We start from the raw sequence: 13,563 nt of genomic DNA, 5'->3' as shown, positions 1-13,563 counted from the left end.
TGTCCATAAAAACTTATTAACTAAAAATAAATTATGCCAGACTCTACCTCACTGCGCGATCGCTACCTAGCCCTAATCGACAAAATTGTCGAAATCACCCTCAAAGGTCAAATTCGCTCCAAAGAACAAGTTTATCAAATGCTGGTGCAAGACATTAGTACCGGTACTGGCGAAATCTTTGAACGCTGTTTCGGCGAACGCCTCGATGCCACCGAAAATCAGCTCAGAAACGAAAAAGACGAAATCAAACAAGCAAAGGCAAATCGCACCCTTAGAGCGCTCAAAACCATCCAAGGAGAATGGGAACGCTGGCAGAAAGATAACCGCATCGATCGCGCAATTGCATCCTCCATCCAACAAATTGTTACCGCCGAATCTAACGCCCGCCTCCTGGCATTATTGCAAGTAATCGATCCGAATAAAGAACATCCGCTGACTCTAGATCAATTGCAGCAATTGGCAAAATTACTGCACCAAGAAATGCTGCAAACTAGCAATCCCGAAACAGAGCAAGATTTGCTGCAAATCACCGCCGGCATCGCCAAAGGTTTAGAATCTTGGCAGCGTTTGGAACCGGAACTTGTGGGCTGGATTTATCAGCCGCAGCAGCTAGGATTTGCCGGTAGTCCCGAACAAAATGGACCTTGGGCTTTTTGGGCAAAAAAAGTTAAGAGTCCCTTTCCCCAGGCTCTTTTAAATACTATTGCGCTCGGTGAATCTATAGTTCAATTCGCCGCCAAGGAATCGAATTTAGAGTTAGGCATTTTGGTGGAATTGGCGATTGTTTTGCAGTCCCTGCAGCGGGCGTTGGCGATCTGGTTTGACAAGCAAGTTTACGATTCCAAAGTGTCAACCAAAGCTTCAATTTCTACTTACATTACTTTTGCGGTAATTTGGAGTCAGCTAGCCAGTGGGTTTAATAATTCTACCAAGATCGGCGAACAGTTGGCAAATGCTTGTTTTCAAGTAACTTTGCAAATTTTGCGCGCTTTTTCTCAGCGGGAATACTTTCCCCTTTATGGCGGAATTTTTGCTTCGTTTGATGGTAAAGCCCTGCGACATACTTTGGATTATTTAGACGAACCGCTGCGGCGAGTTGAAGGCACTCAAGCGAAAGCTAGGATTCTGACGCTTTTGGGTTATTCGATGCAGGCGGCTGGGGCTTACGAGCGATCGATCTTGCTGCACAAGCAAGCGCTGGAAATTGCCCGCCTAGAAGGAGACAAAGCTTGCGAAGTTGCCAATCTCAATCACATCAGCCGCAACTATGTTGCTCAAAAAAATTATCAGGAAGCGATTAATTACAGCCAGCGGGCTTTAATTATGGCCAGACAAGCGGGAGAAAGGCAAGGTGAGGCAAATGCGCTGGCTAATTTGGGTTACAGCGAAGTGTTTCAAGCGCGACAGTTGGAGGAGGTGGAACCGGAGGTTTATGAGAGTGCGATCGGTTATTTGGAACAAGGTTTGTTGCTATCAGAAAAATTGGGCGATCGCCAAAGTCAAGCTTTTTGTTCCAGCAGTCTCGGTATTGCTAAAATAGCCCTGGAAAATGCTGAAGGTGCGATCGAATATTTGCTTAAAGGTTGGCAAGCGGCTCAATTTTCAGGGGATTTATATTTGCAAGGTCTGAATTTGGCTTATTTGGCTCAAGCTTATTACAGAATTAACGCACTAGAACAAGCAATATTTGCGGGCAGTTTGGGGATGTATCTTTTGGAGCAAATTGGTGCGATTGAGTGGCGTCAATCGGCTGGTTTGTTGACAATTTTGCGGGGTCAAATGGGTGCGGAATCATTTAAACAATCTTTGGCGAAAAGTCGAGCGAATATCATTCCGGCGATCGGTGTTGACGGCTACGATTACATCCCGGAATTGCTGGAAAAATATCAGCAATCTATTTAAGATCAAAATTGAGCGGCGGTTTCAAGAGACTGTTGGTCAATCAACAAGGGGTTAAACCCTTCATATCAACTCCGGTAGCATCGGAATTAATATTACCCACAGTCAGGACACCGCGCCGTGCCGGGTGTCCCTACAATTAATCGCGGTAGGGACACTCTTGCACTCGCGGTGTCCTCGGTATCATTCCGATGCAACGGGAAACGATATCACCCATAAAAAGGACCGATCGGGGTTAAATTTTTAATTGACCATATAACTTTTGACTAGCAATAGCGAATGCAAATGCTTATTTCTATATGTGAGGGGTAATACACCTTGCGAATTTGCCAACAGTCTCTTTCTAATCGCCCGGTATATTTATTTGAAGCTCGATCGCTCTTTTAAAGCCTTGCCGCCAGTAAATTCTTAATAATTGGGATTTTGGCCGCAACTTCGGCTTGAGATACCTCGGTTTGCTGCCAACTCGATCGCCCAGCAAGTCGATCGGCCCACTGCTGCAACTTCGGATACTCATCAAAAGATATGCCAAACATCCCCAGCGAAGGCACCGCAGTCCCCGCCACCACTTCGGCGAAAGTAAACTGTTCCCCAGCAAAATAAGTGCGATCGTCCGCCAGCAAGCCCTCAAAAAACCTCAGCAGCGTTGCTATCTGCTGTTTTGACTGTTCCAACTTCTGTGCAGTGTCTCCCGCTACACCCAGCATTTGACGTGTTAAGGGAAACATTGCCGGCAACAGTTCATTTAACGTCAGCATTTCCACCATCCGTACAATTCCCAACGCTTTCGCCTCTGTCGGTAGCAGTGCAGGCGTCGGGTATTTCGCCTCCAGATAATCGAGAATTGCCAGCGACTCCACCAAAGTCAAATCTCCATCCACTAACACCGGTATGCGGTGGAACGGGTTAATTGCCAGAAAATCCGCCTTAAATTGGTCGCCGTCGAGGTTAAGTGCTAGAGGCTCAAACGCAATCTGTTTTTCCAGAAGTGCCACCCACACACGGCGAGAATTCAGAGAAATTGGAGTGTAGTACAGTTTCAGCATCAGATTCACCTTACGCAACAACCTCAGTTTAGCAGCCAAATATCTTGATTTATAAGGGTTTGGGGGAACGCAGAGGGTTGGTGGGAGCGATCGGCACCCCTTTAAAAAACCCAATTTAAAAAAAAGTTGTATTACCCCCTTGACAGTCTTGTATTACTTATGTAGTATAAATGTATGGCGAAGGGTAAAGAGCTTCAAAGCCTTCCCCCACGAGCAATATGAACCTTGACAACTGAATAGGAAGTTAATCGTGTCACATAATTGTGGACATCGGCGGTGTAGACTCCGGCAACAATAACCCGATGGGTTGTAGTACGCGGAATCAACCGCCACCCCGTCCCAACTTGAGTAATTCAAGGACAGAATATTGTTCATTTTCGCGGGGGTATAGCTCAATCGGTCAGAGCAATCGCCTGTCGAGCGAAAGGTTGCGAGTTCAAGTCTCGTTACTCCCGTCAGTCGATTTTAGATTTTAGATTTTAGATTTTAGATTTACTCCACAGGAGAAGAATCTGGAAGCTGGAACTAGGGTCTAAAATCCACACCTCCTGTCGGTAAGCAAGTATCCGTTTTTCGGCGGGGGTCAAAGTCCCGTAGGCAAAAGTCAAGCCGTCTCCCCCTCAAGGAGAAGATTGCGAGTGCAAACCTCGTCGGGACTCCCAGGTTAGGTGGTCGAGTGGTTGAAGGCGTCGGTCTGCAAAACCGATTTTCGCGGGTTCAAATCCCGCCCTAACCTCTGTTCCCCATCAGAAATAAAAAATTAGAAATTAAAAGATTAAACTAACAGTCTTTTAATGGAAATTTTTAACTTTGAAAAGGAACGAAGCGAAAGTGACATTGCAGCGTAGCTTAATGGTAAAGCGCCAAGTTCATACCTTGGTCAATGCGGGTACCGCTTCGCGGAAGCAAGCTACAAATCCCGCCGCTGCGACCAAAAGCAGGGATGGTGTAACTGGCAACACTCTGGTCTCCAAAACCAGCATTCTGAGTTCAAATCTCAGTTCCTGTGCCAATTTATAGTGCTGTAGGCAAATGGTTTAAGCCGCTTGGTTTTCACCCAAGTGATTGCGGGTTCAACTCCCGTCAGCACTTCCAAAATTTCTGGGTCGGCCCTCCTATTGGCGTGGGTACCTGTCTGTAAAACAGTAGCTTAAAGCGTTGCTGGTTCAATTCCAGCCCGACCCATTTGTAACTGCATTTAATATGCAGTTGCAATCTTGAGAACGTGGTGTAACTGGATAACATCTCAGTCTACGAAACTGAAGATTTGGGGGTTCAAATCCCTCCGTTCTCGCTGTGGAGAGGTGGCCGAGTGGCTTAAGGCGCTTTCCTGCTAAGAAAGAGCGGTTTAACAGCCGTCGAGGGTTCAAATCCCTCCTTCTCCGTTTTCCCCCGATAGCTCAGTTGGTAGAGTGCTTGTGTGAAGAACAAGAGGTCGTCAGTTCGATACTGACTTGGGGGATTGCGTTGCCTTATAGCTCAATGGTAGAGCAAGCGGTTGTTAACCGCTAGGTTGTAGGTTCGAGTCCTACTGGGGCAGCCATTTTTTAAATTGCCGGGTAGACAAATTGGTAAAGTCGCCTATCTCTGAAATAGGAGTTTCTGTAGGTTCAAAGCCTACCCCGGCATCCAATAATTGGGAAGTCGCCTAATCGGTAGGGCACCGCTCTTTGAAAGCGGCAAAATGCAGGTTCGATCCCTGCCTTCCCAGTTCTGCTATTACCAAAGCAGATCAATTACACTCCTGTAGCCCAATTGGCAGAGGCCGCAATTTCAAAAATTGTGTTGTGTGAGTTCAAATCTCACTCCCGAGTACCAAATTTTTAACTAAGTTTCTACTTGCTCCTGTGGCGGAATTGGCAGACGCGGCAGACTTAAAATCTGTTTTATTTTGAGTGTGAGTTCGAGTCTCACTAGGAGCATGAACGGGATGTAATTCAGCGGCCAGAAGCCATGCTTTGGGAGCATGGAGTCGTTGGTTCAAATCCAACCATCCCGACTTTACCCCTGTGATGTAATTGGAAAACATCACTCGCTCAAAACGAGTGTTTTTTGCAGGTTCGAGGCCTGTCAGGGGTATGAGGTTTTATTAAATCTCAAATCTCAAATCTCAAATCTCAAATCTCAAATCGGTTTTGCCCCTGTAGCCCAATCGGTAGAGGCGCTAGATTTAGGATCTAGTTAGTGCTGGTTCGATGCCAGTCAGGGGTATTTGGTGACATCGCGGGTGAAGTAGCCTGGGTAGGCTTGGAGGTCTCATAAGCCTCTTAATAGCAGGTTCAACTCCTGCCCCCGCCACCAAAAATGCAGGTGTGATGTAACTGGCAACATGAGGCTCTTGTAAAGCTTTTATGCGAGTTCAAATCTCGCCACCTGCTTGGGAAAGTGCGATCGCTCTTTAAGCAGGATTGCGATCGCCCCCTTCCCAAATTTGCAGTTGTCTTTCTGCTGCAACAAAACAGTTGACATACGGCGTGGGATACACAAAATAATCGTAAGCCAGAGCCATTTGCCGCGCGGCTTCGCGATAAGGAACTCGGCCGATTCCCGTTCCCAATCCCGGACAAACGACACTCTCAATTTTACGTTCTGCGTGTCGGTTGTAGCGCCGAATTGTTAACAGCATTGCCCACGTTGCCACATACGGAATGTCGGTTCCTACGACAGACATCGGTACGCGCATGGTGGGAGTATGAGCGATAAAAGGATGTTTGGGATGGTGAGTTTCGATGATAAATGACGTGCCAACTGGTTGTTCGCCTAGATAGTCTTCCAAGATATGCTGCTGAACCCTAACCATTAGAGAATGACCGAAAAAATCAACAATGGCTGCATCGATACCGCCATCCATCATGCCAAATGAATTGGCGGGACTAACCAAACAGTCATACTCGGTTAAATCCTCGAAACGTTTGTTGGTAATTTCGACATTGGGTAGGTAGAAAAAATGCTCTTGGAATGCGGCGAATAGTTCGGGATTGGGTGCTGTAAGTATAAGTTTCATGTGTTTTATCTCCGCTCCTAGTTTAGCAAATTACTAATGGCGATCGCACTCATTTTTCCCAAAAATTGCCATAATTGAGGTAGAGTAGTTCAAGGTTAAACTATGCTAGCAACTGACAACACCTCAATGGGAAAAATTATTACCACACTCACCGTGACTAACCGCGCCGATCAAAATGTCGCAGCCAGAGGATTTATGCCTTCCGACCAAATCCGTTCAGTCACTCTAAATAATGTGCTAGTTGATACAGGTGCAACAACATTGTGTTTGCCTGCAAGTATCATTGGGCAACTCGGTTTAGAATTGCTCAAAGAAGTGGATGTAGAGACTGCTAATGGCATTGGTAAAGCCAGAATTTTTCAGGATGCTAAAATTTATTTAGTAGGACGCGAAGGCACGTTTGAGTGTTTGGAATTGCCCGGAGGTATGAATCCTTTATTAGGCGTGATTCCTCTAGAAGCCCTGGGAATTGAATTAGATTTGAAAAATCAGCGGTTGGTAACTTTACCCATCAGTCCAACGCAAACTTACTTGACAATTTTGTAAAGGCTGTATGTTGAGGTTAAAGAGATACAATCGCTAAACTAATTGCGGATATGGTGTAACGGTAGCATTCGAGTCTTCCAAACTCTAGGCACGAGTTCGAGCCTCGTTATCCGCTTGGGGAAACAAAAAGTTTGTTAAATCTCACATCTTGCACCATTCTCCAGAACAGGCAAGATGCCTGTTCCACAAGAAAATATACTCTTTGTGGAACAGGCATCTTGCCTGTTCATAAAAGGTTTATTGACAATGGTGCAACATCTCAGTTAAATCTCAAATCTCAAATCTTAAATCGATGGGCGGATGTCATGTAGCGGCTAGCATCTGAGTATGCCATTCTCAGCGCATGGGTTCGAGTCCCATCATCCGCTTTTGTAGTCCTGAGCTTCGATGGTAGAGCGTTTGCCTTACAAGCAGACGCGGGGTAATCTCCTGTCAGGACTACTAATTTATGGGAGTGTAGCTCAACGGATAGAGCGCCGCGCTTCGGACGCGGATGTTGTGGGTTCGAGTCCTACCACTCTCGTTGTTTTTGCTTTAATTTAAGGAGGTTGATTCCATTGAATGGATAATTTTTTATATTAAGAGCGATCGCCCTTTGCGTGTCCCAATCTTTGGAGCCTACATACTTTAGTACGAGAGGAAAGGTAACGCTGTCAAAATCAGCGGGCGTTTGAGAACGAGGAGTGCTTTGAACCCGGCAGGTTGGCTTAAAGGTAGCCATCCTTTAAAGAGTGTGTAGTAACTCATCGGCGGAGTCCCTCTAGTAACTGAGAAAACGCAATGCTCTGATAACTTGCACGTCAAAGTGCGTGAAGCGCAGCTATCCCCTAGGGAATCGCGCATTAATAAAAAACATGGGAGTGTAACTCAACTGGATAGAGTGTCGAGCTTCTACCTCGAATGTTGTGGGTTCAAGTCCTACCACTCCTGCTGAATGGGTTCGTAGCTTAATTGGTAAAGCATCTAACTGGCTGTTAGAAAGATATCGGTTCAAATCCGATCGCAATCCACCACACCAATTTTAGATTTTAGATTTTAGATTTACTCGACAGGTGAATCTTTTACGCGGGGTCATAGCTCAATTGGTAGAGCGCTTGCTTTGCACGCAAGAGGCCAGGAGTTCGATTCTCCTTGACTCCACTTCCGGTGTCTGAAGTCGAAGCGGTCGAGACGCTAGCCCGTGAAGCTAGTTATTAGCGGGTTCGAGGCCCGTCGGACACCTTTGAATTGATAATGGAGGTTATGATATTAAGGTATTTTTGAGAGGTGGATTTCTGAAACTTTTTTTGTTGAGAGCAGTTAATAAAGGCTAATTCAATTCCCTTTTCTAAACAGGCTTGAAACTTGCGACTATCATTATTTTGAATAGACGCTAGTTTTTCGATCCCATAAATTGGCTCGTAATGGAAAATGGCATTTAACTCAAAAGCTAAATTTAGAGAGGGAATGTATATATCAAGCTCTGCATTTATGGCATCTTTGCGATTGAAATAAATTTCTATCTCTGGATAAAGGTTTAAAAGCTGCTCTTCAATCCAATTTTCAAGCTTAGATCGTCTATTTCCATAATTTTTATGGCAATTTGTGTAAGTGGCTGCACATGAATTTGAACAAAAATCTGGTTTGCCCTCTTGTAGTCGGTGTCTTTGTTTATAAAAAACCTTATCACAGGTAAAACAAACTACTTCCTTCGCTAGGATTGGTTTGACAAATAACGGTAAGCCTGCTGCTTTCAAAGCATTATTCCAACTTCCAAATTTTATGACAACTGTATTGTGTGTTACTGGGCAAGGAATACTTTTATCTCTAACTTTATTTAAGGCAGGAACTTCACCGTGAGACAGATAGTTTTCTTGGAACCATTTTATTAGTTGAGCTTGAGTGATTTGCATGACAAGCTTTTAAAGGTATTGCCATCTTACTCTTAAATGGGGTGTGTATTAATAATAAAAAATTTTAAGAGTCGTTATACACCAAAAATTTGGGAAGCTGCTGCCGAGAGGACGGCAACCTGTCTCGAACACAGGAGTGCAGTTAACAACTGTAGGGGTTCGACTCCTCCAGCTTCCGTTATTCAACTTGGAAGATGCCGCCGAGAGGACGGCAAGCAATCTTGAAAATTGTGGTGCGGCAGCGATGTCGTAAGGGTTCGATTCCTTCATCTTCCTTTTGACCACCGGGAGCCAGAAAGTACGGCGCTGTGCTGATAACGCAGAGATAGGAGGGGCAGTACCTCTCCGGTGGATTGCTTAGGATTTTATATATAAATAATGGAGGATGATGGTTAATTTTTTTCAGAAGATTTGCTATTATAGACTGAGAAAAATTGCGGGGAGGTCGCCTAACTGGAATGGCACCGTAAAAACTTTGGAAAAGCGGCTCCCAAAAGGACGATCGGGTTTGTTGAGTAGGGTAAAAAGTTGCTTCGCGACGTTCCCTAAAAACGCAAACTGGCAGCGGGTTGCGGAGGCACTGAAAGGAATTAACAGTCCGAGATGGGGGCAGTTCTCATCTGCTTGCGGGCAGTAAGGAAGCGCGTTTCCTGAAAGTTGCTGTCGATCGATGCGGGTTCGAGTCCCGTCCTCTCCATTTATTGTTTTTAAGATTTTAACAAAACAAAGGTTAAATATGAGAAAACTAAAATATTACGTTGCTTGCACCGTTGACGGGTTTATTGCTCGCGAAGATGGCTCATTTGATTGTTTTCCTATGCAAGGGGAGCATTTCGCTGATTTGTTCGATTCCTTTCCTGAGACTTTTCCGGCTCACTTTCAGGAAGCACGAGGCATTCGTGCAGAGAACAAGCAGTTTGATGCGGTTTTAATGGGACGGAAAACCTATGAGGTAGGGCTAAATGTTGGTGTAACTAATCCTTATCCCACCTTGAAGCAGTATGTTTTTTCGCGCACTATGAAAGCCAGTCCCGATGAGAATATTGAACTTGTTTCGGACAATCCTGTCGCATTGGTTAAGGAATTGAAAAAAGAAACGGGTAAAGACATCTGGCTGTGCGGTGGTGGCGCTTTGGCGGCAACTCTTTTTTCTGAGATTGACGAGATGATAGTAAAGTTGAATCCGCTAGTTATCGGATCGGGAATTCCTCTTTTTTCCCGTGCACTCGCTCCGACAAATTTGGAACTCACCGCTCGCAAAATCTATAGCAACGGTTTCATGTTACTTCATTATCGAGTGAAGCATTAGCAATCGGGACTTTAGGCGTTGCAATTGCTGGGGGCAAAAAAGGACTGAAGTGTTTACTACACAATGATTTTTTAGGAATTACACAAACGCTGAATTTTTAAGGGTGGTTAGCAAAGCGGTTATGCACCCGGCTTTTAACCGGTACCAGATAGGTTCAACTCCTATACCACCCATTTTTAAAGGCCGAAAGTAGAAGTTAGAGGGTTAAATATGCGTTTTGCCATTCGCGAGGGCGATCGTACTGTCGGTGCGGGCGTCGTTTCCCAAATTTTGAAATAGTTGGATTTCTTCTATTTCCTGCAGGATACTTCTTCTGTTCTCTTCTGATAGGTAAATTGAACAATTGAGACGAAAGTACCGATATGAAAGTCAAAATTAGCGACACCTATACCTTGATCGCCAACTACTTCTAGGGTGAATTCCCCGGAATGACCTGAACTACCGGGATCGAACGTAACATTGTTTGCACCTTGGGTAGGTGCCACAAATTTTACGCTGCCTACTCGCTTGATGATGGGCTGACAGTTTTTGATTGAATCCACAACTCCGCCATAATTCCAAAATTCTTTGTACGCCCATTGCTGTCGAACTTCAGCAGGTGCTGCTACACCAGGAAAACCGTGATTGTTAGCCAAGATAAATGTTAAAAAGATCGCGCACGGAATTAAAATTGTCAACAATGAAAATTTGAGATTGCTTGTGGATTTACTCCGCTTAAATCTCCCAGCAAGACCAATTCCTAAAAGAGATAGCAAAAACGGAAAAAGTAAAAGCCCAAATGACCTCAACTTCTGTAGCATCGTCGAGATTGAGGAGAGATAGATAGGTAAGCAGCCCACCAGCAAACCGATGATGCAACCTAACACCAGAAACGACGGCTCAATTGCCATTTCTTGTCTTGAAACTTGTCGAGTCACTAGACCAATCGTGTAGGTACCCAGAAGATATAGCGCCAGAGCTACCATTATCAACCAGTAAATCCACTCACCAAGTGTCCCTTGACGATAGTTCAGATAATTGCCTATAGAGGTGAGGAATGTAATGTCAATCGCTGCTGTTAAAAAGCAGGCTAACACATCTAAGAGTGCAACTATCTTGTTTTTCATAAGGCGATTGCTCCTAAAAGTATATAGTTCCTCGCCCTACGACTGTATCTTGATATTTTACACAAGTCAATCCTGTATCTACCTCAATTGAAATGTTAATGCCGACGATCGCGTGAAGATGTCGGTGAATTTGGTCAGCGATTGTCCTGCCAACAGGCTTTGCGATCGCACTTAAATTAGGTATTGAATAAGGGCGATCGTGTAAAATAAAGTTGTTCTTTTATGAAAATGCGTCGATTCTGCAATGAAAACGCTAGCTAAATGGTCTGTGGGCGACTATCACCGCATGATTGAAGCAGGGATTCTACGCGAGCGCCGTGTGGAATTGCTAGCCGGTGAAGTTTGCCAGATGAGTCCAGAAACCCCAATTCATTACAACACAACCAAACGAGGTACTAAATACCTCGAAGAACTACTCGCAGGTAAAGCTGATGTCCGCTTCAACGGGCCAATTACGCTATCAGACTCTGAACCAGAACCAGATATTGCGATCGTGCGATTGCCGGAGTCTGCTTACAACGATCGCCATCCCGAAGCTCAAGATATCTTTTGGATTGTAGAAGTTGCTCAAACTAGCTTGAAGAAGGATTTAGAGTTGAAAGCCGCCATTTATGCCGAGGCAGAAATTCAAGAATATTGGGTTTTAAATTTATCTGCTAAGCAAATGATCGTGTTTCGCTATCCTCAGAATGGCGAGTACGCTACAGAGCAAAAGATCGAGGCGGGAACAGTTATACCGCTGGCATTTCCCGACATTCGCGTATCCGTTGAGAGACTTTTAGGGTGATTGGGATTTATCGCCACAAATTTATACAAAAATAGTTGAATTTTCCGAACAGTTGTGTTATAGTAGCCTAGATGCGGGAGTATAGCTCAGTTGGTTAGAGCAGGTGACTCTTAATCTCAAGGTCGAAGGTTCAAGTCCTTCTACTCCCATCCCAAATCCTTAACCCGAATTTATCCAAACTCACGAGTGCAGTCAACTGCTGTAGAGGTTGGATGCGTCTGGGTATTTGCGTTGTCGGATTTTTAATGTCGATCGACCGATCGGATCTGTCGATCGATAAAACTGCGATCGCCCAAGCTATTTTTAAACTGAATAACAACAGGAAATGGTGATTAGCTATGATGGCAAGTCTCTCGGCGCGCTGCTATGGGGGCGATCGCGATTTAGATGCGATCGCCCATTTAATCAATACTTGCGAAAGAGTCGATCGGCTCGACGAAGGTACTTCCATCTCGGAATTGCAACAAGAATTTAACCAACAGTCCCTAGACAAAGCCCGCGATATCCGCCTTTGGGAAGATTTGGAGGGAAAATTAATCGGTTTCGCTCGGTTGTGGATTTCTGAACCAGGGGAAGTAATTGACGGTTGGCTGTGGTTTCGCGTTCACCCCGACGCGCGCGGAGGTGATGTGGAAGCAGCGGCGATCGCCTGGGGTGAAGTGCGGATGCGCGAAGTGTCTGCGATGCGGGGCGGGCGCGTGAAGCTGCGAACCTACGCGCGCGCGGAGGATTGCGATCGCATTTCTGTGCTGGCTAGTTGCGGTTTTAAGGTCGATCGCTATTTTTGCCGAATGGCGCGATCGCTTTCTGAACCGATCCCAGAACCCCAATTCCCCGAAGGTTTTGCGCTGCGTCAGTTCCCCGGCGAACAGGAGGCTGCAGCTTGGGTAGAAATGTTCAACCAGTCGTTTATCGATCACTGGAATCATCACGATTTAACGGTGGATAAATATAAGCACGAGTTAGCTAAACCCGATTACAGAAATGATTTAGACTTGATTGCTGTTGCTGATGACGGCACATTTGTCAGTTTTTGTTACTGCGAGATTAGTGTGCAAGAGTGCGATCGTACCGGGCGCAATGAAGGCTGGATTGCTTGTCTCGGCACTCGGCGCGGCTTCCGCAAAAGGGGATTGGGACGAGCGATGTTGCTGGCTGGTTTGCATCGACTGAAAGCTGCTGGTGTTGCTACTGCTATTCTCGGCGTCGATGCTGAAAATTCATCAGGTGCCTTGCGACTTTACGAATCAGTCGGCTTCCACAATATTCGCGACAGTATTTCCTATGTTAAGGATGTTTGATCGATGTTACAGTTGGCGATCGCGCTTTGACCCAAGAAACCCGGTTTTTTACCGGATCAGCAGGTAGCAACGAAAAATTTTCCTGAAAAAACCAGGTTTCTCGCCACTCGTGTAAGTTTTATCTAAAAAACTTTTGCTACCCACTTGACACTTGTGTAGTATGTATGTAGTATATAAATATGGAAAGCGCAGGACAAGCAAAAACCTGTATTTTTCGTGCAAATTCTGAACCTTGACAACTAAATATTGCTCAAAATTTCAACGAACATCAATTTGAAAGTCTTGTAATATAGACTCGATTGTCATGTTGTTACTTTATACGAGACTGTTCGGTTACAAACTGACTCGGCCAGAGTCAGATGTTGTACGAAATCAGTCTAATTTCAACGAATTTACTGATTCAGAACAGACAAGCTCTGCCAGATTTCAATCAAGCAAAAAGGCTGAGGAAATCCGCAATATCAAACAAGCTTATCATTTAGAACGGCGCTTCTTTCAGTAAAGATTATCGGATTTCGTGAATCTTTACCGATACTGGCAATTTGCTAAGTCTCACAAAAAGCCAAAGTCGAGAGCAGATAAGCTACTAATCCAAAATCCAAAATTGCTCTAGGAGGTATCGGTAATGGTTCACATTCGTTTTGAAGGACGTTCCTATGACGTGGCAGAAAAC

Annotated in this window: 9 protein-coding genes, 27 tRNA genes and 1 pseudogene; 33 read left to right on the top strand and 4 right to left on the bottom strand. The window is 45.0% G+C overall.

Going from position 1 to position 13,563, the window contains the following annotated elements; all coding sequences use genetic code 11:
• Positions 1–33 precede the first annotated feature (33 nt).
• Complete coding sequence (locus QUB30_RS08850) at positions 34–1,902, top strand: tetratricopeptide repeat protein (protein WP_333331964.1); 1,869 nt, start codon at positions 34–36, stop codon at positions 1,900–1,902.
• 380 nt (positions 1,903–2,282) lie between these two features.
• Here the strand turns inward: QUB30_RS08850 and QUB30_RS08845 are convergent, their stop codons facing one another.
• Positions 2,283–2,945 carry a glutathione S-transferase family protein gene (locus QUB30_RS08845; protein WP_333331961.1) on the bottom strand — a complete coding sequence of 221 codons (663 nt, stop codon included), beginning with the start codon at positions 2,943–2,945 and terminating at the stop codon, positions 2,283–2,285.
• Between the two features lie 381 nt (positions 2,946–3,326).
• On the opposite strand from QUB30_RS08845, the gene QUB30_RS08840 reads away from it, so the two are divergent.
• The 18 genes from QUB30_RS08840 (at position 3,327) to QUB30_RS08755 (ending at position 5,323) form a co-directional block, all read left to right on the top strand.
• A tRNA-Asp gene (locus QUB30_RS08840) sits at positions 3,327–3,400 on the top strand.
• 132 nt (positions 3,401–3,532) lie between these two features.
• Positions 3,533–3,607, top strand: a tRNA-Glu gene (locus QUB30_RS08835).
• Positions 3,608–3,681 (top strand) — tRNA-Cys (locus QUB30_RS08830).
• 102 nt (positions 3,682–3,783) lie between these two features.
• Positions 3,784–3,879, top strand: a tRNA-Ile gene (locus QUB30_RS08825).
• A gap of 3 nt (positions 3,880–3,882) precedes the next feature.
• A tRNA-Trp gene (locus QUB30_RS08820) sits at positions 3,883–3,957 on the top strand.
• Between the two features lie 6 nt (positions 3,958–3,963).
• Positions 3,964–4,040: transfer RNA gene (locus tag QUB30_RS08815), tRNA-Glu, on the top strand.
• Between the two features lie 8 nt (positions 4,041–4,048).
• A tRNA-Tyr gene (locus tag QUB30_RS08810) sits at positions 4,049–4,130 on the top strand.
• Between the two features lie 34 nt (positions 4,131–4,164).
• Positions 4,165–4,239 (top strand) — tRNA-Arg (locus tag QUB30_RS08805).
• Between the two features lie 4 nt (positions 4,240–4,243).
• A tRNA-Ser gene (locus tag QUB30_RS08800) sits at positions 4,244–4,330 on the top strand.
• Positions 4,331–4,334: 4 nt separating this feature from the next.
• Positions 4,335–4,407, top strand: a tRNA-Phe gene (locus tag QUB30_RS08795).
• Between the two features lie 6 nt (positions 4,408–4,413).
• A tRNA-Asn gene (locus QUB30_RS08790) sits at positions 4,414–4,488 on the top strand.
• 10 nt (positions 4,489–4,498) lie between these two features.
• Positions 4,499–4,577, top strand: a tRNA-Gln gene (locus QUB30_RS08785).
• A gap of 5 nt (positions 4,578–4,582) precedes the next feature.
• A tRNA-Gln gene (locus QUB30_RS08780) sits at positions 4,583–4,656 on the top strand.
• A 130-nt stretch (positions 4,657–4,786) separates the two neighbouring features.
• Positions 4,787–4,867 (top strand) — tRNA-Leu (locus QUB30_RS08775).
• 4 nt (positions 4,868–4,871) lie between these two features.
• Positions 4,872–4,944: transfer RNA gene (locus QUB30_RS08770), tRNA-Pro, on the top strand.
• A 4-nt stretch (positions 4,945–4,948) separates the two neighbouring features.
• Positions 4,949–5,024, top strand: a tRNA-Leu gene (locus QUB30_RS08765).
• Between the two features lie 58 nt (positions 5,025–5,082).
• Positions 5,083–5,156: transfer RNA gene (locus tag QUB30_RS08760), tRNA-Leu, on the top strand.
• Positions 5,157–5,251: 95 nt separating this feature from the next.
• A tRNA-Thr gene (locus QUB30_RS08755) sits at positions 5,252–5,323 on the top strand.
• A gap of 20 nt (positions 5,324–5,343) precedes the next feature.
• On the opposite strand, the gene QUB30_RS08750 is transcribed toward QUB30_RS08755, so the two are convergent.
• A complete protein-coding gene (locus tag QUB30_RS08750) occupies positions 5,344–5,949 on the bottom strand; it encodes a macro domain-containing protein (protein ID WP_332998074.1) in 606 nt (201 codons plus the stop codon).
• A gap of 102 nt (positions 5,950–6,051) precedes the next feature.
• Here QUB30_RS08750 and QUB30_RS08745 point away from each other — a divergent pair, with 102 nt between their 5' ends.
• From QUB30_RS08745 to QUB30_RS08715, 7 genes are all read left to right on the top strand, one after another.
• A complete protein-coding gene (locus QUB30_RS08745; RefSeq protein ID WP_333331957.1) occupies positions 6,052–6,495 on the top strand; it encodes a retroviral-like aspartic protease family protein in 444 nt (147 codons plus the stop codon).
• A 44-nt stretch (positions 6,496–6,539) separates the two neighbouring features.
• Positions 6,540–6,610, top strand: a tRNA-Gly gene (locus tag QUB30_RS08740).
• 181 nt (positions 6,611–6,791) lie between these two features.
• Positions 6,792–6,863, top strand: a tRNA-Gly gene (locus tag QUB30_RS08735).
• A gap of 82 nt (positions 6,864–6,945) precedes the next feature.
• Positions 6,946–7,018, top strand: a tRNA-Arg gene (locus tag QUB30_RS08730).
• A 333-nt stretch (positions 7,019–7,351) separates the two neighbouring features.
• A tRNA-Arg gene (locus QUB30_RS08725) sits at positions 7,352–7,425 on the top strand.
• Positions 7,426–7,431: 6 nt separating this feature from the next.
• A tRNA-Ala gene (locus QUB30_RS08720) sits at positions 7,432–7,508 on the top strand.
• Positions 7,509–7,562: 54 nt separating this feature from the next.
• A tRNA-Ala gene (locus QUB30_RS08715) sits at positions 7,563–7,635 on the top strand.
• 53 nt (positions 7,636–7,688) lie between these two features.
• Here QUB30_RS08715 and QUB30_RS08710 read toward each other — a convergent pair.
• Positions 7,689–8,387 (bottom strand): homing endonuclease associated repeat-containing protein, encoded by a 699-nt coding sequence (locus QUB30_RS08710; protein WP_333331954.1) that lies wholly within the window; start codon positions 8,385–8,387, stop codon positions 7,689–7,691.
• Between the two features lie 92 nt (positions 8,388–8,479).
• On the opposite strand from QUB30_RS08710, the gene QUB30_RS08705 reads away from it, so the two are divergent.
• From QUB30_RS08705 to QUB30_RS33785, 4 genes and pseudogenes are all read left to right on the top strand, one after another.
• A tRNA-Ser gene (locus QUB30_RS08705) sits at positions 8,480–8,565 on the top strand.
• Positions 8,566–9,123: 558 nt separating this feature from the next.
• The gene (locus QUB30_RS08700; RefSeq protein WP_333331950.1) at positions 9,124–9,696 is read left to right on the top strand and encodes a dihydrofolate reductase family protein; all 573 of its coding nucleotides are present in this window, start codon (positions 9,124–9,126) and stop codon (positions 9,694–9,696) included.
• 101 nt (positions 9,697–9,797) lie between these two features.
• A tRNA-Lys gene (locus QUB30_RS08695) sits at positions 9,798–9,869 on the top strand.
• Positions 9,870–9,906: 37 nt separating this feature from the next.
• Positions 9,907–9,975 (top strand): annotated as a pseudogene (locus QUB30_RS33785) (hypothetical protein); the annotation flags it as partial.
• An 11-nt stretch (positions 9,976–9,986) separates the two neighbouring features.
• Here QUB30_RS33785 and QUB30_RS08690 read toward each other — a convergent pair.
• A complete protein-coding gene (locus QUB30_RS08690) occupies positions 9,987–10,802 on the bottom strand; it encodes a hypothetical protein (RefSeq protein ID WP_333331947.1) in 816 nt (271 codons plus the stop codon).
• Between the two features lie 244 nt (positions 10,803–11,046).
• Here QUB30_RS08690 and QUB30_RS08685 point away from each other — a divergent pair, with 244 nt between their 5' ends.
• From QUB30_RS08685 to QUB30_RS08675, 3 genes are all read left to right on the top strand, one after another.
• Entirely contained in the window at positions 11,047–11,589 is a 543-nt protein-coding gene (locus QUB30_RS08685; protein ID WP_333331944.1) for a Uma2 family endonuclease, read from the top strand.
• A 75-nt stretch (positions 11,590–11,664) separates the two neighbouring features.
• A tRNA-Lys gene (locus tag QUB30_RS08680) sits at positions 11,665–11,738 on the top strand.
• A gap of 189 nt (positions 11,739–11,927) precedes the next feature.
• A complete protein-coding gene (locus QUB30_RS08675; protein WP_333331941.1) occupies positions 11,928–12,890 on the top strand; it encodes a GNAT family N-acetyltransferase in 963 nt (320 codons plus the stop codon).
• The last annotated feature ends 673 nt before the right edge of the window (positions 12,891–13,563 follow it).

Source organism: Microcoleus sp. BROC3 (genome assembly GCF_036702515.1).
In the GTDB taxonomy this organism is placed as follows: domain Bacteria; phylum Cyanobacteriota; class Cyanobacteriia; order Cyanobacteriales; family Microcoleaceae; genus Microcoleus.
Note: the sequence above shows the minus strand (reverse complement) of the source record. Positions and strands in the feature narration are given on the sequence as shown.